The organism is Streptomyces liliifuscus (assembly GCF_016598615.1).
Lineage (GTDB): Bacteria > Actinomycetota > Actinomycetes > Streptomycetales > Streptomycetaceae > Streptomyces > Streptomyces liliifuscus.
Genome location: NZ_CP066831.1, coordinates 2,828,284 through 2,849,676, shown reverse-complemented (window position 1 = coordinate 2,849,676; position 21,393 = coordinate 2,828,284). Strand labels below are relative to the sequence as shown.

Below are 21,393 nucleotides of genomic sequence, written 5' to 3'. Positions count from 1 at the left end.
CCTGAGTGGCACTTAATGGTCTTAACGCATACAAGCATTAGAACTAATGGTTGGGCAATCGGGGATCGTTAAATGTCTTGGCCGCGCCCCCTCCACCGGGCCACGATGGGCCCCATGCTGAGCACCCTTCTCGCCTTCCTCGGCGCCTGCACCCTGATCGCCGCCTCGCCCGGACCGAGCACGGTGCTGATCATCAGGCAGTCCCTGCAGAGCAGGCGTTCCGGATTCCTGACGGTGCTCGGCAACGAGACCGGCGTCTTCGTCTGGGGAGTCGTCGCCGCGTTCGGCCTCACCGCACTGCTCGCCGCCTCCGAAATGGCGTACGACGTGATGCGCGTCGTGGGCGCCGTCGTGCTCGTCGTCTTCGGCGTACAGATGCTGTGGCAGGCGCGGCGCGCCAAGGGTGCGGCGGACGACGGACTGGGCCGGGACGGCGGGAAGAGCGGCTGGGCCTCCTACCGGACCGGGCTGCTGATCAACCTCGCCAACCCCAAGGCGGCGATCTTCGCGATGTCCTTCCTCCCGCAGTTCGTGCCGGAGGGCGCCCCGCACCTGCCCACCATGGTGGGGCTCGCCGCCCTCTGGGCGGTCTACGAGATCGGCTACTACGGCCTGTACGTCTGGTTCGTCGGCCGGATGAAGACCGTGCTGTCCCGGGCCGGCGTGCGGCGCAGGCTGGAACAGGTCTCCGGCGGAGTGCTGCTGCTCCTCGGCGCCCGCCTCGCCCTGGAGAGCTGATGCCGTCACCGGAAGGTGTTCTCGCGCAGGACGCCGTCGCGAAAGTCGTGGTGACCGGCTCGCGCCGCCCCCGCTGTCCGGGCAGGATGCTGCCCGTAGCCCCTTTTGACCCACGGAGGCCCGGATGACCGGCACGCCCGCGCCCTTCACCGCCGACGACTACCAGGCACGGATGGAGCGCGCCGCGCTGGCCGCCGCCGACGCGGGGCTCGCCGGGGTGCTGGTCGCGCCCGGACCCGACCTCGTCTGGCTCACCGGCTACGCGCCGCCCGCGGCCACCGAGCGGCTCACCCTGCTGGTGCTCACCGCCGGACAGGACCCCGTACTCGTCGTGCCCACCCTGGAGGCCCCGGACGCCGAGAAGGCGGCGGGCGCGCCCGCGCTGACCCTGCGCGACTGGACCGACGGCAAGGACCCGTACGCGACGACGGCCCCGCTCCTCGACACCTCGGGACCCTTCGGGGTCAGCGACAACGCCTGGGCACTGCATCTGCTGGGCCTCCAGAAGGCACTGCCCGGCACCTCGTACGTCTCCCTCACCGAGGGCCTGCCGATGCTTCGGGCCGTCAAGGACGCGGCGGAACTGGAGCGTCTGACGGCGGCGGGAGAGGCCGCCGACGCGACGTACGAGGAGATCCTCAAGGTCTCCTTCGCCGGCCGTCGTGAGTCGGAGGTCGCCGGTGATCTCGCCGATCTGCTGCGGCGGTTCGGGCACTCACAGGTGGACTTCACCGTCGTCGGGTCGGGGCCGAACGGCGCCAACCCGCACCACGAGGCGGGCGAACGCGTCATCGAGAACGGCGACATGGTCGTCCTCGACTTCGGCGGACTGAAGCACGGCTACGGCTCCGACACCTCCCGCACCGTGCACGTCGGCGAGCCGACCGCCGAGGAGCGGCGGGTCCACGACGTCGTCAGCGAGGCCCAGGAAGCGGCGTTCCGGGCCGTACGGCCGGGCATCGCCTGCCAGGACGTCGACCGGGTCGCCCGCGCGCACATCACCGAGGCCGGGTACGGCGACCGCTTCATCCATCGCACCGGGCACGGCATCGGCGTCACCACCCATGAACCGCCCTACATGATCGAGGGCGAGGAACAGCCGCTCGTGCCCGGGATGTGCTTCTCCGTGGAGCCCGGAATCTACCTGCCGGGCCGTTTCGGCGTACGCATAGAGGACATCGTGACGGTCACCGAGGACGGCGGACGCCGCCTCAACAACACCTCCCGGGAGATGGCGGTCGTGCACTGACCACCCCCAGGAGACCCGGACCCCGAACGGCAGACGGCGCGACCATGACCCAGGCAGCGACACCCACCGCGGACACCGTGCGACGCCTCGTCCGCTCCCTTCTCCCGGACGGCGGCGGGCCCGAGATCCGGCCCGTCGCCGAGGGCGGCGAGCACTCCACCTGGTTCGTGGGCGCACGCCATGTGCTGCGGCTCGCCCCGGACCGCGAGGCCTCCCAGCGCCAGCGGCGCGAACTGCGGCTGCGCGACCTGGTCCGCCCCCACATCGGCGTCTCCGTGCCGGTGAGCATCGCGCACGGCGAGTGGGCGAGCGGCCTGACGTACACGCTCGACACACTGATCCCGGGCGGCTCGGGCGAGCGGCAGGACGTCTCCGCCGTGGGCGAGGCCGATCTGGCGGGACTGCTCACGGGACTGCGCGAGGTGCCGGTGCGCCAGGCCGAGGCGTTCGGCGTGCCCAGGGCCGCGCCACGGTCCCTGGAAGTGCTCCGGACCGCCGCCGAACGCGCCGCCGAACAGCTCGCCGCGGCCGACGAGTTCGACCCAGCCCGGCTCCACCAGCTGACAGCGCCCGCGGCCGGTCAGCTCGCCGCGCAGCCCGGCGCCGCCTTCCTCGTCCACCACGACCTCAAGGGCGAGCACCTCGTGGTCAGCGCCGACGGGCGCGTACGCGGCGTCCTCGACTGGACCGACGCGGTGGTCGGCGACCCGGCCGAGGACATCGCGGGCCTCGCGCTGGCCGTCGGCGCCCCCGCCGCCGTCCGGGCGGCCACCCTCGCCGGCTACGGCGCGCGCCCCTGTCTGCGCGGCCTGTGGCTCGCCCGCTGCGACACCCTCACCCGCCTCGCCGACCGCCTCCGCGACCACGACCACAGCCCCTTGCCGCTTCTCCGCTCCCAACTGCGGCGCTCGTGGGAGGCGATCCTCCTGGAACGGGTCACGGAACTGCGGGACGAGACGGACGAGACGCTCTAGGGCAACGCCGTCACCCCTGCAGAAGCACCACGCACGACTCGCCCGGCAGGCTCAACACCCCGTCCTCGCCCGGTACTTCCACCGGCTCCCACGCCGCCAGTACGCGGGCCGGCCGGGTGCCGAGGGGGATCGCCGCGGGATCCTTGCCGAGGTTCACGGCGACCCGGACGTCACCGCGACGGAAGGCGAGCCAGCGGGTGCGCTCGTCGAAGGCGACCTTGACGTCCGCGAGGTCAGGGTCGGAGAGGTCCGGCTGGGTGTGCCGCAGGGCGATGAGTTCGCGGTACCAGTCGAGCACGCGCGCGTGCAGCCCGTTCTCCGGCTCGGACCAGTCCAGGCAGGAGCGGTCCCGGGTGGCCGGGTCCTGCGGGTCGGGAACGTCCTCCTCGGCCCACCCGTGCGCCGCGAACTCCCGGCGCCTGCCCCGGCGTACGGCCTCCGCCAGCTCGGGATCCGTGTGGTCCGTGAAGAACTGCCAGGGCGTGCCCGCCGCCCACTCCTCGCCCATGAACAGCATCGGCGTGAACGGCCCGGTGAGCGTCAGCGCGGCCGCGCAGGCCAGCAGACCGGGGGAGAGGGACGCCGAGAGCCGGTCGCCCTGGGCGCGGTTGCCGATCTGGTCGTGGGTCTGCGCATACCCCAGGAGGCGGTGAGCGGAGACCTTCGTGAGGTCCAGCGGGCGGCCGTGCCGGCGACCGCGGAAGCTCGAGTACGTACCGTCGTGGAAGAAGCCCGAGGTCAGCGTCTTGGCGACCGAGGCGAGCGGGGACCGCCCGAAGTCCGCGTAGTAGCCCTGCGCCTCACCGGTCAGCGCGGTGTGCAGCGCGTGGTGGAAGTCGTCGTTCCACTGCGCGTGCAGCCCGAGCCCGTTCTCCTTGCGGGGCGTGATGACCCGCGGGTCCGCCAGGTCCGACTCGGCGATCAGGAACAGCGGCCGCCCCTGCTCCTCGGCGAACGTGTCCACGGCGGCCGACAGTTCCTCCAGGAAGTGGCACGCGCGCGTGTCGTGCAGCGCGTGCACGGCGTCCAGCCGCAGCCCGTCGAACCGGTAGTCGCGCAGCCACGCCAGCGCGCTGCCGAGCAGGAACGCACGCACCTCGTCCGAACCGGGCGCGTCCAGGTTCACGGCCGAGCCCCAGGGCGTGTGGTGCGTCTCGGTGAAATACGGCCCGAAGGCGGGCAGGTAGTTGCCGGACGGCCCCAGGTGGTTGTGCACGACGTCCAGGACGACACCGAGGCCCAGCTCGTGCGCCCGGTCGACAAAGCGCTTCAGCGCCTCGGGGCCGCCGTACGGCTCGTGCACCGCCCACAGCGACACGCCCTCGTACCCCCAGCCGTGCCGCCCCGGGAACGGGCACAGCGGCATCAACTCGACGTGAGTCACGCCCAGTTCCACCAGATGCCCGAGCCGCCCGGCGGCCGCGTCCAGCGTCCCCTCGCGGGTGTACGTGCCCACGTGCAGCTCGTACAGCACGGCGCCCGGCAGCCCGCGTCCCGACCACTCCGTACGCCACGCGTACCGCTCGTGGTCGACGACCGCGCTCAGCCCGTCGGGCCCGTCCGGCTGCCGTCGCGAGCGCGGATCGGGCAGTACGGGGCCGTCGTCCACCGCGAACCCGTACCGCGTCCCGTCCTGCGCCTCGGCCTCACCCGTCCACCACCCCACGCGCTCCGGATCGGGCTCCAACGCGCGCGTGGTGTCCGCGCAGTGGAGCGTCATGCGGTCGGCCTGTGGTGCCCACACCTCGAACTGCACGGACGGTTCTCCCTCGTCTGCTCACCGTGACGTCGCCGGTCCCATGGTGCGTCAAACGAGATCAATTCACCTTCGAATCCTCCGGATCGAACGACTTGAAAGGACCGGATCCGACGTAGGTGCTCCTCTGAAGTGCTGCGTTTTCTGGACACTCCGGCCGTGCTGCCAGACAATCGGCTCCGTGACGTCGTCCTCCGAGTTCCACACCTATCCCGCTCCCGCGCGGCTGTCGGACGCCGAGCGCGACCGGGCGCTGAGGGTGCTGCGGGAGGGCGTCGCCCAGGGAAGGCTCTCCCACGACACGTTCGTCCTGCGGATGGAACTCGCCTTCGCGGCCCGCACCTCGGACGAACTCGCCGCGCTCACCGCCGACCTGCGGACGGAGAACCGTTGGTCGCGGATGCTGTTCGGCACGGTCGAGGCGGTCTCCGGCTTCACCGTGCGGCTGCGCAGGGCGTGGCAGGCCGAGCGGCTTCCCAAGCTGCTGCTGCCCCGGCCGGAGAACCGGTATCCGCTGCGTATCGGCCGTGATCCGGCCAGCGGGTTGAGGCTCAGCCACGAGACGGTGTCGCGGGTGCACGCCGAGCTCACCCGTCAGGGTGGGATGTGGGTGCTGCGGGATCTGGGCTCCACCAACGGCACGTCCGTGAACGGGCGGCGTGTGATCGGTGCGGCCGTTGTTCAGGTCGGGGACCAGGTCAGTTTCGGGCGGATGGCGTTTCGGCTGGCCGCGGACTGACGCTTCGCTGCGTGGGAGAGCGGTCCTGCGGCTGCCGGTTCGTCGGCTGCGGGTTCGTCGTGGCTTGGCGCGCAGTTCCCCGCGCCCCTGAAGGGGCGCGGAGCCGGAGCCTCTGCCGGGTGGCCCCCTGCCGATGTGAACGTTTCGGACCTGCCGTGGTGTTGACGTACCTCCGTAGTCGTGACTCACTGTGCTTACGCCATGCACACCTAGTGAACCGATGGCTCTTCACAGCGGAGGTCAAGACGCTGCCGCCACTCCTCCGCTACCTGTCCGTCGACGAGCTTGGCGTGCGGGCGGCCGCGCTCGTCGACCGCCGCCCACGGGACGCCCGGCTGCGCCAAGTGGGCACGTCACGGGCCGGACTGCCCCTGTTGCTGCTGTCCGTCGGACACGGCAGCCGCCAGGCCCTGATCGTCGCGGGACCCCACGCCAACGAACCGGTCGGCGGCGCCACCGCCCTGCGGCTCGCCGAACGGGCTCTCGCCGACCCCCGGTTGTGCGACGGCGCCGACGTGACCTGGAACCTGCTGCTGTGCCTCGACCCCGACGGCGCCCGCCGCAACGAGGGCTGGCTGTCGGGTCCGTACACCCTCGGCCACTACTTCCGGCACTTCTTCCGCCCCGGCTTCCTCGAACAGCCCGAGTGGCTGCCCGACGGCGCGGCGGCGGCCGCCCTGCCGGAGACCCGCGCCCTGCTCGCCCTCCAGGACGAACTGCGGCCGTTCTTCCAGTGCTCCCTGCACGGTGTCGACGTGGGCGGCGGCTTCGTCGAGCTCACCCGCGACCTGCCCGGACTCGCGCCGCGCCTCGCACACATCGCGGGGCGCCTGGACATCCCGCTGGAACTCGGCCCGTACGACACGCTGTACTGGCCCACCCTCGGGCCCGCGGTCTACCGGATCCCGCCCCCGAGGCGCGGCGACCTGGCCGCGGCCATCACGGAGGCGGCGGTCGAGTCCACCTGGTTCCACCCGCACGCGTACGGCACGGTGACCGCCGTCGTCGAGGCGCCCATGTGGGGCGTGGCGGCCGTGGGGGACGGCTCGGCGCCCGCGGACACCGACGGGGCCCTGCGGGCCGTCAGTCGCACCCTGCGGCGCGACACGGCCCTTCTGGAGGTCCTGCTGGCCCGTATCCGCCCCTCCCTGGGCACGGCTCCGGACGCGGACCGTCTCCTCGCCCCGGTCGACGACTATTTACTCGTCTGCCCCGGCCTCGCCGACTCCTGGGACCCCGACACCGGTCCTGACACCGACGCGGACGGCGGCGCGCGTCCGCTGCCGCCGCTGGACACGGCCCGGCTGACCGCGCTGCGCATCTCCGGGCGGCGGATAGCGCTGCGCACGGCGGGGCTGCTGCGCCAGTTGGTGACCGCCGCCGGGCACGACCCGTCCGGCGCGACGGCCGACCTCGACCGGCTCATCGACGAGTGGTGCGCGGACTATCACGACGGCCACGGGGCTCGCTGGATCCCGGTGGCGCGGCAGGTCGAGTACCACGCGCGCGTGGTACTCGCCGCGTTCGACCTGGCCCGGCACCAGGCACCCGCCGCGCCGCCCGGCGCGAGTCCGCTCGGCACGCCTCCGATGAGGGCCGAAGTGCCGTTCGAGTGAGTCGGGGTGGGCCTCGGGGCCTCGTGTGCCGATGCACAGGCAATGACGAACACTCACAAAGCGAGGGCCGCCGTACGGGCCTGTCTGCTGACCGCCTGTGCCCTCCTCGTGGCGGGTTCCGTGCCTGCCCGGGCGGCGGCGCCCCCGGAGTCGCTCGCGGGCAACTGGCTCTACGTCACCGTCACCCGCGGCGACGCCCGCTCCAGCGACACGCGCGGCACGCTGCTTCTGTGCGACCCGCCCCAGGGCCACGCGCACGCGGTACGGGCCTGCGCGGAACTCCGTGCCGCGGGCGGCGACATCGGCCGCATCCCGCCCAAGGAGGTCTACTGCCCGATGATCTACGCGCCGGTGACCACCTCCGCGCGTGGCGAGTGGGGCGGCCGCGCGGTCACCTACAAGGAGACGCACTCCAACTCCTGCGTGATGGCCGCGCGGACGGGATCGGTGTTCGCCCTGTCGGACTGAGCCCCTCGCGGCGAACCGCCGGGCACGCGCGCGAGCCGACCGCCGGGCACGCGCGCGTGCCGCAAGAAGAGATCCACGCGCGCGTGCCGCAGAAACAGCCCCCACGCGCGCGTGCCTCACGCCGCCCGGTCCCTGGCGTGCCGTGCCGCCGCCACCACCGTGCGGCTCTGGTGCTCGACCTGATGCTCCAGCGGCACCCAGCGCGCCCGGAAGCGTTCCGCGAACGCCTCGCTCCAGGACGCGACCAGGCGCTCCAGAGGGGGCGCGGCGTGGTCGTCGGCCTCCTGGAGGACCCGCAGGAGCATCGCCGCGGCCCGCAGTGGGAGCCGTCGGCCGAACGCGTCCACGCTTCCCACGTACGCCATCGTCGAGTCCGCGGGCGGCGCCTGCGCCCAGTCGCCCGCCAGCCCCGGCACCAGCTCCAGCGCCCACTTGGCGGCGCGCAGCAGCGGACCGTCCGGTCCGGGCAGGCGTGGCAGCGCCTCGGCGAGGACGCTCTCGACCTGGATCGCGTCCTGGAGGAGGCGACGCGCGAGACGTCGCATCGCCGCCGCCGGGGCGGGATGCGGCGCGGGATCGTCGACCAGGTCGCTCGCCCACATCGGCACCTCGACGACCGCGGTCAGACCGCCGTACCGGTGGGCGTGGTACCAGGTGCTGTGCCGGGCGTCGTCCGGCATGCTCGGGTACGCCAGGTCCGAACCCGGGGCGGGCATCACATGCACACCCGGGCCGGAGGCGGGCCAGCCGGCGGCGTCCGAGGCGCCCGTCTCCACCGGGATGTTCAGCTCCGCCGCGGACTTGGCGAACGGTTCGGCGAGACCCGGGATGTCCTTGGTCAACTGCACCCAGCTGCCACCGAGATCCGTTCCGTGGAGGGTGACCTGGAGGTAGGGGCGGAGTTCGTCGATGACCCGGGTCAGGGCCCGCGTCTCGGGCGGCAGCCGGTCGGGCGGCAGCACGGACGGCGACCACTCGGGCTGTTCGGGGCCCGCCGGGCGGAAGAAGCCGAGGTGGTAGTCGAGCAGAGTGCGCGGCGCCGGCGTCACATGGAGACTGGCGCCGTCCGGGTCCGCGCAGAGCATGAAGTGCCAGGAGGTGTCGGCCCGCAACTCCCGGTCGCACAGGACCCGTTCCGCCAGCGACAGAAGGGTGGAGCCGCCCGTGGGCTCGTTGGCGTGGGCGCCCGCGACGACCAGCACCGCGCGCGCGGCGTGGCCCACGGAGAGCATGTGCAGGGGCCGGCCGGCGCGCGAGGAACCGACCTGTCTGAGCGAACACAGGCCCGGCCGGTGGGCCGCCAACGCCCGGGCCGAGGAGACGATTTCGGTCACACTGGGGTAGCGCAGCTCCGGCAGGAGACTCACCCCCGACTAGGTCCGCCCGGCGTCGCAATCCGCAGTACTCCACGGACCGGATGAACTGTCAAGGACGTGAAGGGGCGCCACCGGGGAGCGCCCAGCAGCATTTACCGGTAGCCGGGGGGCAATTCAACCCCGGACGGCGGGCGCGGCCCGGGCCCTCCGCCGGGCGCCGCCGGTCAGCCGCCCGCCCCGGAGCCGGCGCCGGAGTCGTCGATCCGCTCCAGCAGCACCACCGGCAACGGTCCGAAAAGCTCCTCCACGCGCGCGTGCCCCGTGAACTCCCGTCCCGGAGCGAGCAGGTCGGCCCACCGCCCCGCGGGCAGCGCCAGAACCGTGTCGCGCCAGCCGCCCGCCTCCTCCAGGCGCAGCGACAGCCGGGTGACGGCCGTGACCACCTCCCCGGAGCGCGCGAACGCCACACAGTGCGCGGCGCCGGGACCCTCCGCGGGAAGCGGCGTGTACGTCGCCGACTCGCCGAAGACGGCGGGCCGCCGCCCGCGCAGCCGCAGCGCGGCCCCGGTGAGCGCGGCCTTCTCGGCGGACAGGCCGCCCGGGTCGACCGGCGGGAAGTCTGCGGGCCGCCGGTTGTCCGGGTCCACCAGAGCGCGGTACTCGACTTCCGTGCCCTGATAGAGATCCGGCACGCCCGGCATCGTCAGATGGACCAGCGCGGCCCCCAGGACGTTGGCGCGCACATGCGGCTCGACGGAGTTCCTGAACCCGGCCACCAGTTGCCCCGGCGTCCCGCACGGCCCCGCCTTGAGGAACTCCGCCACGGCGGCCTCGTACGCGGGATCCTGCTCGGTCCACGAGGTGCCGAGGCCCGCCTCGCGGACGTGCTTCAGCAGCGCGCCCTGGAGCCGCTCCCCGGCCGCGGGACCGAGCCCGACCGCCGTCTGCCACGCGGCCCAGGCCACCTGCGGATCCGGCGCGCCGACCCCTTCGGCCGCCGTCCACCCGGTCACCTCCGCCAGCAGGTCGGCCCACCGCGCCGGCATCTGTGTGAGCACCGAGATCGCCGCCCGTACGTCGGCGCTGCGCTTGGTGTCGTGCGTGGACAGGACGGTGCCGGTGGCGGGCCAGTCGCGCTGCACGCGCGCGCAGTACGCGTGGAAGTCCTCCGGGGACACGGCCGGGGACCCCGGTTCGCCGCCCACCTCGGTCGCCGACAGCAGCGGGACGTACCGGTAGAACGCCGTGTCCTCCACGGACTTGGCCCGCAGCGCCGACGCGGTCTGCGCGAACCGCGCACGGAACGCCTCGTACTCGGGTCCTTCGCCGATCCGGCCGAGCACCAGGTCCCGTACGAGATCGACCGCCTGGGCCTCCTCGGGCACCTGGAAGGCCTGGCGTGCCTCGTCGGCGGCCTCCTCGGTGACGACCGACGCGGCGTCGCCGGAGGTGTAGGGCCGGTAGACCTCCATGCGGACGAGGAGCTCCCGCAGAGCGGTGCGCAGGGCCCAGGGGGCGCGGTCACGCGACGCGGTGTCGGGCGAGGTGCGGCACAGACGGTCCGCCTCGCGCGTGAGCCGGTCGACCTCGGCGGCCAGCTCGTGATGGACCACCTTGTACGCGGCCCGCCGCACGGTCGCCTCCCAGACGCCCCCACGGTCGGCCTGGGGGGCCGCGAACCGCCGGTACTGGCCGAGGAGTTCCCCGGCGCCCGCCGGGTCCGTGAAGAGGCCGTCCATGTGCCGCAGCGCGTCGTATCCGGTGGTGCCGGCGACCGGCCAGGCGGCGGGCAGCGGTTCGCCGTCGGCGAGGATCTTCTCGACGACCGTCCAGCGCCCGCCCGTCGCCTCGTGGAGACGGCGGAGATACGCGTCGGGGTCGGCGAGGCCGTCCGGGTGGTCGATCCGCAGCCCGTCGACCACACCCTCGTCCAGCAGCTGGAGGATCTTCCCGTGCGTGGCCGCGAACACCTCCGGGTCCTCGACGCGCACCCCGATGAGCTCCGAGATGCTGAAGAACCGCCGGTAGTTGAGCTCGGTGCGGGCCAGCCGCCACCACCCCAGGCGGTACCACTGCGCGTCCAGCAGCCTGGGCAGCGGCAGCTTCTCCGTGCCTGCCCGCAGCGGGAACACGTGGTCGTAGTAGCGCAGGACGTCCCCGTCGACCTCCAGGGCGCCGGTCTCCGCGCCGAGGGCCTGCCCCAGCACCGGCAGCAGCATCCGCCCCTCGTGGGCCCGCCAGTCGATGTCGAACCAGCGCGCGTACGGCGAGTCGGGGCCCTCGCGCAGCACCTCCCACAGGGCGTGGTTGTGGCGCGGGGCCATCGCCATGTGGTTCGGCACGATGTCCACCACGAGGCCCAGACCGTGCTCCCGCGCGGTGCGCGACAGGGACCGCAGCCCCGCCTCGCCGCCGAGTTCGTCCCGCACGCGCGCGTGGTCCACGACGTCGTAGCCGTGCCCCGAACCCGGAACCGACTCAAGGACCGGCGACAGATGCAGATGCGAGACGCCGAGCGAGGCCAGATACGGGACGGCCGCCTCGGCCGCTCCGAAGGGGAACTCCGGTTGCAGCTGGAGCCGGTAGGTGGCGGTCGGCGCGGCGGGGGCCACCGGGTCGGGACGCTCAGGTGTCATGGGAACCTACGTACCCGCCCGGGGGCCTTTCGTGTCATCAGACACGCGCGGAGACGCGCCCGAAGGGGCGCGGGGAACTGCGCGACCGGCCACGGACGGCCCGCAGCCGGTCGACGCAGTCCAGCGGGGCGGCTCACGCCGGTCGCTGCAGTACCATCATGCTTCGGTCGACCAGGGACAGGCGGTCGCCCGCCTGGACCTTCGCGCCCGTGCCCCGTTCCAGGCCGGAGGGCCGCGCCGTGTCGACGACGACCTGCCACTGGCGTCCGTGGTTGACCGGTACCACGAACTCCAGCGTCTTCGGCGAGGCGTTGAACATCAGCAGGAACGAGTCGTCGCTGATGCGCTCACCGCGCGGCCCCGGTTCCGAGATCGCGTTGCCGTTGAGGAACACCGACAGCGCCCGCGCCTGCGTGGAGTCCCAGTCGCGCTGGGTCATCTCCTCGCCCTCGGGGGTGAACCAGGCGATGTCCGACAGCTCGTCGTGGGTGCCCTCCACGGGCCGGCCGTGGAAGAACCGGCGCCGCCGGAAGACCGGATGGTCCCGGCGCAGCCACACCATCGCGCGGGTGAACTCCAGCAGCTCGGCGTCGCCCTCGCCCTCGGCGTTCTCGGGCCACGGCACCCAGGACAGCTCGTTGTCCTGGCAGTAGGCGTTGTTGTTGCCGCTCTGCGTGCGCCCGAACTCGTCGCCGTGGCTCAGCATCGGCACGCCCTGGGAGAGCATCAGCGTCGCGGTGAAGTTCCGCATCTGACGCGCCCGCAGTTCCAGGACCTCCGGGTCGTCGGTGTCGCCCTCGACCCCGCAGTTCCACGACCGGTTGTGGCTCTCGCCGTCGCGGTTGTCCTCGCCGTTCGCGTCGTTGCGCTTCTCGTTGTACGACACCAGGTCGTGCAGCGTGAACCCGTCGTGGCAGGTGACGAAGTTGATCGACGCCAGCGGGCGCCGCCCGTCGTCCTGGTAGAGGTCCGAGGAGCCGGTGAGTCGGGACGCGAACTCCGCGAGCGTCTGCGGCTCGCCGCGCCACATGTCCCGTACGGTGTCGCGGTACTTTCCGTTCCACTCGGTCCACAGGGGCGGGAAGTTGCCCACCTGGTAGCCGCCCTCGCCGACGTCCCAGGGCTCGGCGATCAGCTTCACCTGGGAGACCACGGGGTCCTGCTGCACGAGATCGAAGAACGACGACAGCCGGTCCACCTCGTGGAACTGCCGGGCCAGGGTCGCCGCCAGGTCGAATCGGAACCCGTCGACGTGCATCTCGGTGACCCAGTAGCGCAGCGAGTCCATGATCAGCTGGAGCACGTGCGGGGAGCGCATGAGCAGCGAGTTGCCCGTTCCCGTGGTGTCCATGTAGTAGCGGGGATCGTCCGTGAGCCGGTAGTACGAGGCGTTGTCGAGCCCCTTGAAGGACAGCGTCGGCCCCAGGTGGTTGCCCTCGGCGGTGTGGTTGTAGACCACGTCGAGGATGACCTCGATACCGGCCTCGTGCAGCGCCCGGACGGCCGACTTGAACTCCAGGACCTGCTGTCCGCGGTCGCCCCAGGAGGCGTACGCGTTGTGCGGGGCGAAGAAACCGATGGTGTTGTAGCCCCAGTAGTTGTTGAGGCCCATGTCGACCAGACGGTGGTCGTTCACGAACTGGTGAACGGGCATCAGTTCCAGTGCCGTGACGCCCAGTTCGGTCAGGTGTTCGATGATGGCGGGGTGGGCGAGGGCCGCGTACGTGCCGCGCAGCTCGTCGGGCAGCCCCGGGTGCCGCATCGTCAGGCCCTTCACATGGGCCTCGTACAGGAGCGTGTGGTGGTACTCGGTGCGCGGGCGCCGGTCGTCGCCCCAGTCGAAGTACGGGTTGACCACCACGGAACTCATCGTGTGGGGCGCCGAGTCCAGGTCGTTGCGCCTGCCGGGCGACCCGAAGTGATAGCCGTACACCTCCTCGCCCCATTCGATGCCGCCGCTTATGGCCTTCGCGTAGGGGTCGAGCAGCAGCTTCGCGGAATTGCAGCGCTGTCCCCGCTCGGGCGCGTACGGACCGTGCACACGGAAGCCGTACCGCTGGCCCGGCATGATGCCGGGCAGGTACGCGTGCCGTACGAACGCGTCGGTCTCGCGCAGCTCTATCGCCGTCTCCGAGCCGTCGTCGTGCAGAAGGCACAGCTCGATCCGGTCGGCGGCCTCCGAGAAGACCGCGAAGTTGGTGCCGGCGCCGTCGTACGTGGCTCCGAGTGGGTACGCCTGTCCAGGCCAGACCTGCATGGATGCAACTCTTCCAGTTGTGCGGCGTCGCCGGGGGCGACTCCCGCCCGAGTCTCCCCGAAAGTGATGGAACCACCTATGACTTACGTCCCTCTTACCGAGCGACCAGTGCATACGCGGTATGCCGAACCAGTGGGACTCGAGCGACTCCTAGAGATTCAGGGGGAGTAGGGGGAAATGTGCGCACGATAGTGCACCGCCATCTGGGCAAGGTGGTGGCGGGTGCGGCCATCGCGGTCGCCGGGACCGCCGTCATGGTCGGGATCACCCTGCCGGGCTCGGCGGGCGCCGACGACTCCGGTGGCGGCAACGGAGCGGGCCAGACCTCCCAGCAGGCCGGACAGAGCCAGGACCAGGCTCAGGGGGCCGTGCAGCCCGGCGTCGTCGAAGAGGCCCCGGCCGAGGGCGACAAGGGCAAGGGGCGCGACCCGCTCACCGACGACGAGACCGAGCGTGTCGAGAAGCTCGCCCTCGACCAGCAGCTCTTCCGCACCAGCGAGAACGTCGAGGGCGACAAGGGTCCCCAGCGGATCACCGTCGACCTCGCCGAGCCCGAGGAGAGCGAACTGGACGACCCGAACGCGCCGCGCCGCGCCGAGGTGTCGTTCTACGACTACAAGGACGACTCGCTCGTCACCAAGACCGTGAACCTCGACACCGGCAAGGTCGAGGGGACGGACACCCAGCACGGCGTCCAGCCGCCGATCAGCCGTGCCGAGACCGTCGAGGCCGCGCAGCTCCTGATCGGTGACCGGCTCGGCGCCGGCCTGAAGGCCGACTTCAAGGACGCCACCGGCAAGGAGCTGACCACTCCCGACCAGCTGCTGCTCAACAGCATGGTCTACCGGGCGAACTCCGGCACGCCCGCGGCCCTCGCCGACTGCGGCAAGCACCGCTGCCTGCGGCTCTTCGTGAAGGCCAAGAACGGTCCCTGGATCGACAGCCGTGACCTGGTGGTCGATCTGAGCGCCCGGAAGATCGCCAAGGTCGGCTGACCCGCCCTTCCGTTCGGCCTCTCGCGTTCACCGGCCTCGGAGCACCGGGGGTCGGTTCACCTTTCCAACTTTCCTGCTTGTGCAAGGGAGTCATTTCTTCATGCGCGTGAACAACATCGGTCGCGCCCGCAGGCGGACGGCGGTGGGCCTCTCGGTGGCCGCCCTGACCGTCGGCGCCACCACGGCCGCGGGACCGGCCGTCGCCCAGCCCAAGGCCGCCCCCGCGGCGGCCGCCGACTGCAGCGCGGCCTACAAGATCGAGCAGACACTCGCCACCGGCACCAAGTGGTCGATGTGCTGGCACTACGAGAGCGAGGCCGGGCTCGTCCTGGAGAACGTCTCGTACAAGCCCAAGGGCGAAGCCGCCCCCATACGTGTCCTGACGAGCGCGAAGCTCGCCCAGATCCACGTCCCCTACGACGACGGTTCGGTCGAGTACGACGACCTCACCGGCGCCGGATTCGGCCAGGGCCTGATGGACATGGCCCCCGGCGAGTGCCCCGGCGGCACCATCAAGACGGTCAAGGTCCCCGACGCCTGGGACCCGGAGCACCCGAACGTCAAGGGCCTGTGCACCACGACCCGTTCGCGCGGCCACGCCTACCGCATGCAGGGCGACTCGGCGAGCAAGGTCTTCCAGCAGCAGGGCAAGGACCTGCTCGTCTACACCGTCAACCAGGTCGGCTGGTACGAGTACATCACCGAGTGGCGCTTCTCGGACGACGGCGCGATCAACATGAACGTCGGCGCCACCGGCAGCCTCTCGCCCGGCGACTACGACGCCGGTGACGGCCGCGGCTGGCCGATCGGCAAGGGCGCCAAGTCCTACGCCACCAGCCACAGCCACAACGTCTTCTGGCGGCTCAACTTCGGCCTCGACGGCAACTCCAAGAACAAGGTCGAGCAGTACGACTCCGTGGTCAGCCCGCCCGCCGCCAACGGCGAGGCGCCGCGCAACAAGACCACCCGCACGCCGATCACCAAGGAACTCGCGGGCGACGCCAAGAACATGCGCTGGTGGCGCGTGGTCAGCACGACCGGCAAGAACAAGGACGACCACGCCCGCTCGTACGAACTCGTCCCGGGCGCCACCTCGAAGTACCCGGGCCGCAGTTACACCAAGCACGACGTCTACTTCACCCAGTACAAGAAGTGCGAGCAGTTCGCCAGCAACAACCTGCGCAACTGCGGTACCGGAGCCGGTAAGTCCGTCGACAAGTGGGTCAACGGACAGAACCTCACGCACCCCGTGGCCTGGGTGAACATCGGTTTCCACCATGTCGCCCGGGACGAGGACCAGCAGCCCATGCCGGTCCACTGGCAGGGCTTCTCGCTGGCCCCGCGTGACGTCACCGCTATGAATCCGCTCACTCCGCCGGAGCTGGCCGATCAGAACGGCCAAATAGAACGCGGTAGTTGAGAAACGACCTGTCCATCCGGCTGCACCGTCCGCCGCTCCCGGAGTACCCTTCCTTGATCGTTGGCTGGGGGAGTGCTCGGGGGAGCGGAAGGCGGTGCGCGGGTGGGGTCCGGAGGGCTGGAGTTGCCCCCTGGTGACGGCGGTCACGAGGGGAGCTCCACGGATGCCCCACCGGGCGCGGTGTCCCTGGCGCGACCGATGGAGATCGGAGCGGAGCTGGACTGGGGCGCCGACGCCTGGCGCGAGGTGCGTACGCGCGCCCAGCGGGCGGGCCGGGCCTACATCTGGCTGAACCTCGTCGAACAGCGGCTGCGCGCGGTCGTGGCCGCTGTTCTGCGCCCGATCTACGAACCCGTCCACGGCGAGGACGACTGGGTGGTCGCCGCCGCGGGACCCGCGGGGCAGGAGTGGGTGCAGCGCGCCGTCGCCGTACGCGAAGTCAGCCGCCGCAAGGGCTACTTGCTCGATCCCGCCGACGACAACGTCCTGAGCTTCCTCACGTTGCCCCAGTTGCGCGAGCTGATGGTGCAGCACTGGCCGTGCTTCGAGCCGTACTTCGACGAGCGCCGGGACGTCGAACTCGCCCTGGACGAACTGGAAGTCACCCGCAACGTCGTCTCGCGCAACAGGGCGCTGTCCGAGGCCGTTCTCGCCCAGGCCGAGCGGGCCTCCGCGAAGCTCCTGGAGATACTCGGCGCGGGCAGTGACGTACCGTCCGCGCGCCGGCTCCCCGTCGACGCGGTCGAGAACCTCGTCGGCGACCGGTACGCGGACGTGGTGGGCGTGCACTCGGACCGGGTGCGGCTGATGCGGCAGTTCCCCGCCGAGGACATCTTCGGCGGAGCGCGCCGCCTGGACGCCATCGGTATCGGCCTCAATCTCCTCGTGCAGAACTTCTCGGGGCGGCGGCTCGTCAGGCTGGCCGAGTCCGGCTGCCGGGTGCGGCTGCTGTTCCTGAACCCGGCCTCCAGCGCGGTCAAGCGCCGTGAGCGTGAACTCGGCATCAAGCGGGGCGAGTTGAGCCGCTCCGTCGAGATGAACATCCTGCACATGCGCCGGGTCCGGGCCCGGCTGCGCGATCCCGGCGCCTTCGAGATCCAGGTCTACGACGAGACGCCCCGCTTCACGGCGTACCTCGTCGACGGGGACGGGCCGGACGGCATAGCGGTCGTGCAGTCGTATCTGCGGCGGACACGCGGGATGGAGGCGCCGGTGCTCGTGCTGCGCGGCGGGGGGCGGGTGTTGAAGCCGGACGAGGTCGGCGAAGAAGGGCTTTTCGGGACGTATCGCGAGGAGTTCGAGGTGGCTTGGGCAGATTCGCGGCCTGTGTCCTGACGGGCGTCAAGCGGAATGCGGTCGTCGGATTGTCAGTGGCCCATGGGATCGTGGAGGTCATTGGGGGATCGCACCACGAAGAAGGGGGCCGGCATGGGTTGGCACGGGGAATTGCTGGTCGGCTTCGACCTGGAGACGACCGGGACGGATCCGCGCGAGGCGCGCATCGTCACCGGGGCCGTGATCGAGGTCAGGGGGACAGAGCCGGTCGGGCACCGCGAATGGCTCGCCGACCCGGGAGTCGAGATCCCGGCGGACGCGGTGGCGGTGCACGGGATCAGCAACGAAAGGGCGACGGCCGACGGCAGGCCCGCCGATGAGGTGGCCGACGCGATCGCCTCGGTCCTCGTCTCGTACTGGCAGTCGGGCGTCCCGGTCGTGGCGTACAACGCGGCCTTCGACCTGACGCTGCTCTCCGCCGAACTGCGGCGGTACGGACTGCCGTCACTGCGCGACCGGCTCGGCGGAATCGACCCCGCGCCGGTCATCGACCCGTACACGATCGACCGCTCCGTGGACCGCTACCGCCGCGGCAAGCGGAACCTCGAAGCGGTCTGCGCGGAGTACGGCATCGCGCTCGACTCCGCCCACGACGCCTCGGCGGACGCCCTGGCCGCGGCCCGTCTCGCCGGCGCGATAGCCGCCCGCCATCCCAAGGTCGCCGCCCTCGGCCCGGCGGAGCTCCACCGCCGCCAGATCGAGTGGTACGCGGAATGGGCGGCCGACTTCCAGAGCTTCCTGCGCCGCAAGGGGGACGCGACGGCGGTGGTGGACGGGGTGTGGCCGCTGCGGGACCTGACGGACGAGCGCGTCTGAAGCGCTCGTTCACACCGCTCGTTGGGCCTCTTCAGTGCCTTGGCGCTCCGCTGGGAGAGCCTGCTGAATGAGGTCGTCCTTGAGCTGCGGGTCCGCTGTGGCTGGTCGCGCAGTTCCCCGCGCCCCTGGCGGGGCGGTGGCTCGGTGGGCGCGTTCGATGGACTGGCCCCAGTACGTTCCGGCGACCATCATCGCCGCGCCGAGACCCGTGACCGGGGTGAAGTGGTCGCCGGCCAGGGCGATGCCGACCGCGGCGGCCCAGATCGGTTCGGTGCCGAGCAGGAGGCTGGCCCGGCTCGCCGAGGTGCGCTGGACGGCCCACGTCTGCGCGAGGAAGGCGAACACGCTGCAGAACAGGGCGAGATAGAGCAGTTGGGCCCAGCCCGCGACGCCGATGTGGGCGAGCGTGGACAGTTCGCCGGACGCGGGCAGCAGGAACAGCGCCGAGCCCACGAGGGTCTGCACGGTGGTCAGCCGCAGCGGGCGGATCGCACGGTTCACGGTGAGCCGGCCGACGAGTGCCACATGCACCGCCCGGATCAGCGCCGCGCCGAGCATCAGCAGGTCGCCGAGGCGGGGCGCGTGGAAGCCGTTGCCCGACATGAGGAGGCCGACGGCCAGCAGGCACACACCGGCGGCCGCGTAGAAGGACAGCGGGAGGCCGCCGCGGTGGCCCGTGCGGTCGAGGAGGGGAGTGATCACGATGGTCAGGCTGATGATCAGCCCCGCGTTCGCGGCACTCGTGTGGGCGACGCCGTATGTCTCCACCACCAGGACGGCCGCCTGGGTGACCCCCAGCGGCACACCGATCCGGAGCTCGTCGCGGGTCCACCCGCCGGACTTCCGGTCGGTGGCGAGCAGACCGAGACAGGCGATCGCGGACAGGGCGTAGCGGGCGAACAGCACCACCAGTACGGGCAGTACGGCGGTGGCGGTCTGGGCGGACAGATAGCTGGAACCCCAGACGAGGGCGACAAGGAGGAGTACCGCATCGGTACGGCGGGCATCGGGCACGCGCTCACCCTGCACCGTCCACGTCCCTGAAGCCCAGAGCCAACTTCTTAAACGATCCTTTAGCATCCCTACATCGGGAACGAGGCGATCCCTGGCACAGGAACTGGCACGAGAGCTGGGACGAGGACATGGACGAACGGCAGCTGAGGATCCTGCGTGAGCTGGGCGAACTCGGCAGCGTCACCGCGGTCGCCGAGGCGCTGCTCGTGACGCCCTCGGCGATCTCCCAGCAACTGAGGCTGCTCCAGCGCGCGATCCCCGTCCCGCTCACCGAGCGCCAGGGCCGGCGGCTGGTGCTCACCGACGCCGGGCAGGCGCTGGCCGGGGCGGCGATCGAGGTGGAGACGGCGCTGGAGCGGGCCCGGCACACCGTCGCGGAGTTCGTCGACCGGCCGGACGGCGAGGTGTCGGTGGCGGCCTTCCACAGTGCGGCCTCGGCGTTCTTCCCGCTGCTGCTCCAGGCGCTCGCCGCGCCCGGCGGGCCGCAGCTGTCCCTCGCCGACGCGGATGTGACGCAGGACGACTTCCCGCCGCTGACCAGGGAGTACGACCTCGTCCTCGCGCACCGCCTCGAACACACCCCGGGCTGGCCGCGTACGGTCACGGCCATCACCCTGCTGCGCGAACCGCTCGACGTGGCGATGCCCGCCGACCACCCGCTGGCCGTCAAACGGCGGCTCACCCCGCGTGACGTGGCCGGCGAGCCGTGGATCACGGCGCACGACGGCTTCCCGGTGGTGGCGACCATCGACGCCATCGCCACGGCCGCGGGCCGTCGGCTCCGGCTCGCCCACCGCATCAACGAGTTCGCTGTGGTAGCCGAGGCCGTCGCCGCCGGAGGGGGCCTCGCCCTGATGCCCCGCTGGACGATGCGCCCGCACCCCGCGCTGGTGCTCAAGCCGCTCAGCGGCGTTCAGGCCCGGCGGCACATCGACGCGCTCCACCGCCCCGAACGCACGGCCCGCAAGGCCGTACGGACGGTCCTCGCGGAACTGGACCGGGCGGCCGGGACGATCCGCGGCCGCGGCTGACCAGATTCCCGGGAGAGGGATCTCAGAAGGGATACCAGCGGACCGTTTCGTCGCCGTCCCTCAGTGATGCCACCCGGCGCTCGAACTCCGCCAGTGCCTTCGGATTGCTCGGTGCGTGCTGGGAGACCCAGGCGCAGCTGGCCGTCTCGCGCGCCCCGCGCAGCACCCCGCAGCCGTCCCACTCGCGTACGTCCCAGCCGTACGTCCCGGTGAATGCGTCGTACGCCCCGGCGGGCAGCCCGTACCGGTCGCGGGACAGCGCCATGACCACGAGGTCGTGTTCGCGCAGGTCGGTGGAGAAGGTCTCCAGGTCGACCAGGACCGGCCCGTCGGGGCCGATGTGGACGTTGCGGGGCAGCGCGTCGCCGTGAATCGGGCCCGGCGGCAACTGCGGGGTGAGTGCGGCGGCGGCCGTGGCGAAGCCGTCGCGCCGGTCCCGCAGGAACGCGGCGTCCGCCGGGTCGACCGCGTCGCCCGCGAGCCGCAGCCACCGCTCGACCCCGCCCAGCAGTTCGCGGCGCGGCAGCGTGAAGGCGGGGGAGGGCAGGGCGTGCACCAGGCGAAGCAGCTCGGCGAGATCGCCGGGTCCGGCGGGACGTACGGAAGAGGGCAGCCGGTGCCACACGGTCACGGGGTGACCGGACACGGACCGCGCCTCGGGCTCGGCGGCCCGCACCGCGGGGACGCCCTCATCGGCGAGCCAGACGGCGATGGCCAGTTCCCGCCGCGCCCGGTCGAGGAGTTCGGCGTCCCGGCCCACCTTGACCACCAGATCACCGGCTGCGAACACGGCGTTCTCACCCAGCGCGAGCAGTTCCGCGCCCCGGTCGAAGCCTGCCTCGGCGAGCACGTCCCGCGCCTGTGCCTCGTCCATCACTCGCCTCCCGTGGAGCCCTTGGTTCTCGTCCGGATGTCGTGCGGTTCTCGTCGCGTCGGCGGTCGAGATCACGCCATACGCCGCCCAGTGTCGCATTCGCACTGGTGGGAGCCCTCAGGAGGGTGTGTGTGCTGCCTTGACGGCGTGTCAGTACAT

The 21,393-nt window shown here is 71.8% G+C and carries 16 protein-coding genes and 1 pseudogene; 11 read left to right on the top strand and 6 right to left on the bottom strand.

Going from position 1 to position 21,393, the window contains the following annotated elements; genetic code table 11:
• Positions 1–114: 114 nt before the first annotated feature.
• The 3 genes from JEQ17_RS12055 to JEQ17_RS12045 all read left to right on the top strand — a co-directional run bounded on the left by JEQ17_RS12055 (position 115) and on the right by JEQ17_RS12045 (position 2,961).
• Positions 115–738 (top strand): LysE family translocator, encoded by a 624-nt coding sequence (locus JEQ17_RS12055; protein ID WP_200395258.1) that lies wholly within the window; start codon positions 115–117, stop codon positions 736–738.
• Between the two features lie 124 nt (positions 739–862).
• Positions 863–1,987 carry an aminopeptidase P family protein gene (locus JEQ17_RS12050; protein WP_200395257.1) on the top strand — a complete coding sequence of 375 codons (1,125 nt, stop codon included), beginning with the start codon at positions 863–865 and terminating at the stop codon, positions 1,985–1,987.
• Between the two features lie 44 nt (positions 1,988–2,031).
• Positions 2,032–2,961: an aminoglycoside phosphotransferase family protein gene (locus tag JEQ17_RS12045; protein WP_200395256.1), complete on the top strand. Its 930-nt coding sequence runs from the start codon at positions 2,032–2,034 to the stop codon at positions 2,959–2,961.
• 10 nt (positions 2,962–2,971) lie between these two features.
• Here JEQ17_RS12045 and treZ read toward each other — a convergent pair whose 3' ends face one another.
• Entirely contained in the window at positions 2,972–4,717 is a 1,746-nt protein-coding gene (treZ, locus tag JEQ17_RS12040; RefSeq protein WP_200395255.1) for a malto-oligosyltrehalose trehalohydrolase, read from the bottom strand.
• A 181-nt stretch (positions 4,718–4,898) separates the two neighbouring features.
• On the opposite strand from treZ, the gene JEQ17_RS12035 reads away from it, so the two are divergent.
• The 3 genes and pseudogenes from JEQ17_RS12035 to JEQ17_RS12025 all read left to right on the top strand — a co-directional run bounded on the left by JEQ17_RS12035 (position 4,899) and on the right by JEQ17_RS12025 (position 7,540).
• Positions 4,899–5,456, top strand: coding sequence for a DUF1707 and FHA domain-containing protein (locus JEQ17_RS12035; protein ID WP_200395254.1), 558 nt, complete (start codon positions 4,899–4,901; stop codon positions 5,454–5,456).
• A 248-nt stretch (positions 5,457–5,704) separates the two neighbouring features.
• Positions 5,705–7,118, top strand: a pseudogene (locus tag JEQ17_RS12030) (M14 family zinc carboxypeptidase).
• A complete protein-coding gene (locus JEQ17_RS12025; RefSeq protein ID WP_200395253.1) occupies positions 7,115–7,540 on the top strand; it encodes an SSI family serine proteinase inhibitor in 426 nt (141 codons plus the stop codon). The pseudogene JEQ17_RS12030 and the gene JEQ17_RS12025 overlap by 4 nt, the downstream one beginning before the upstream one ends.
• 116 nt (positions 7,541–7,656) lie before the next feature.
• On the opposite strand, the gene JEQ17_RS12020 is transcribed toward JEQ17_RS12025, so the two are convergent.
• The 3 genes from JEQ17_RS12020 to glgX form a co-directional block, all read right to left on the bottom strand.
• Complete coding sequence (locus JEQ17_RS12020) at positions 7,657–8,907, bottom strand: M14 family zinc carboxypeptidase (protein ID WP_200395252.1); 1,251 nt, start codon at positions 8,905–8,907, stop codon at positions 7,657–7,659.
• A gap of 173 nt (positions 8,908–9,080) precedes the next feature.
• Positions 9,081–11,492: a malto-oligosyltrehalose synthase gene (treY, locus tag JEQ17_RS12015; protein WP_200395251.1), complete on the bottom strand. Its 2,412-nt coding sequence runs from the start codon at positions 11,490–11,492 to the stop codon at positions 9,081–9,083.
• Between the two features lie 133 nt (positions 11,493–11,625).
• A complete protein-coding gene (glgX, locus tag JEQ17_RS12010; RefSeq protein WP_200395250.1) occupies positions 11,626–13,749 on the bottom strand; it encodes a glycogen debranching protein GlgX in 2,124 nt (707 codons plus the stop codon).
• A 179-nt stretch (positions 13,750–13,928) separates the two neighbouring features.
• Here glgX and JEQ17_RS12005 point away from each other — a divergent pair, with 179 nt between their 5' ends.
• The 4 genes from JEQ17_RS12005 (at position 13,929) to JEQ17_RS11990 (ending at position 18,315) form a co-directional block, all read left to right on the top strand.
• Positions 13,929–14,744 (top strand): Tat pathway signal sequence domain protein, encoded by an 816-nt coding sequence (locus JEQ17_RS12005; RefSeq protein WP_200395249.1) that lies wholly within the window; start codon positions 13,929–13,931, stop codon positions 14,742–14,744.
• A 100-nt stretch (positions 14,745–14,844) separates the two neighbouring features.
• The gene (locus JEQ17_RS12000) at positions 14,845–16,164 is read left to right on the top strand and encodes a copper amine oxidase (protein WP_200395248.1); all 1,320 of its coding nucleotides are present in this window, start codon (positions 14,845–14,847) and stop codon (positions 16,162–16,164) included.
• A gap of 102 nt (positions 16,165–16,266) precedes the next feature.
• Positions 16,267–17,499: an SAV2148 family HEPN domain-containing protein gene (locus tag JEQ17_RS11995; protein WP_200395247.1), complete on the top strand. Its 1,233-nt coding sequence runs from the start codon at positions 16,267–16,269 to the stop codon at positions 17,497–17,499.
• A gap of 93 nt (positions 17,500–17,592) precedes the next feature.
• Positions 17,593–18,315, top strand: a complete 723-nt coding sequence (locus tag JEQ17_RS11990; protein WP_200395246.1) for a 3'-5' exonuclease — start codon at positions 17,593–17,595, stop codon at positions 18,313–18,315.
• 9 nt (positions 18,316–18,324) lie between these two features.
• Here the strand turns inward: JEQ17_RS11990 and JEQ17_RS11985 are convergent, their stop codons facing one another.
• Positions 18,325–19,329 carry a DMT family transporter gene (locus tag JEQ17_RS11985; protein WP_200395245.1) on the bottom strand — a complete coding sequence of 335 codons (1,005 nt, stop codon included), beginning with the start codon at positions 19,327–19,329 and terminating at the stop codon, positions 18,325–18,327.
• A 128-nt stretch (positions 19,330–19,457) separates the two neighbouring features.
• Between JEQ17_RS11985 and JEQ17_RS11980 the strand changes: the two genes are divergently transcribed.
• The gene (locus JEQ17_RS11980) at positions 19,458–20,360 is read left to right on the top strand and encodes a LysR family transcriptional regulator (protein ID WP_200395244.1); all 903 of its coding nucleotides are present in this window, start codon (positions 19,458–19,460) and stop codon (positions 20,358–20,360) included.
• A 22-nt stretch (positions 20,361–20,382) separates the two neighbouring features.
• Here JEQ17_RS11980 and JEQ17_RS11975 read toward each other — a convergent pair whose 3' ends face one another.
• Positions 20,383–21,234 carry a phosphotransferase enzyme family protein gene (locus JEQ17_RS11975; protein WP_200395243.1) on the bottom strand — a complete coding sequence of 284 codons (852 nt, stop codon included), beginning with the start codon at positions 21,232–21,234 and terminating at the stop codon, positions 20,383–20,385.
• Positions 21,235–21,393: the final 159 nt, after the last annotated feature.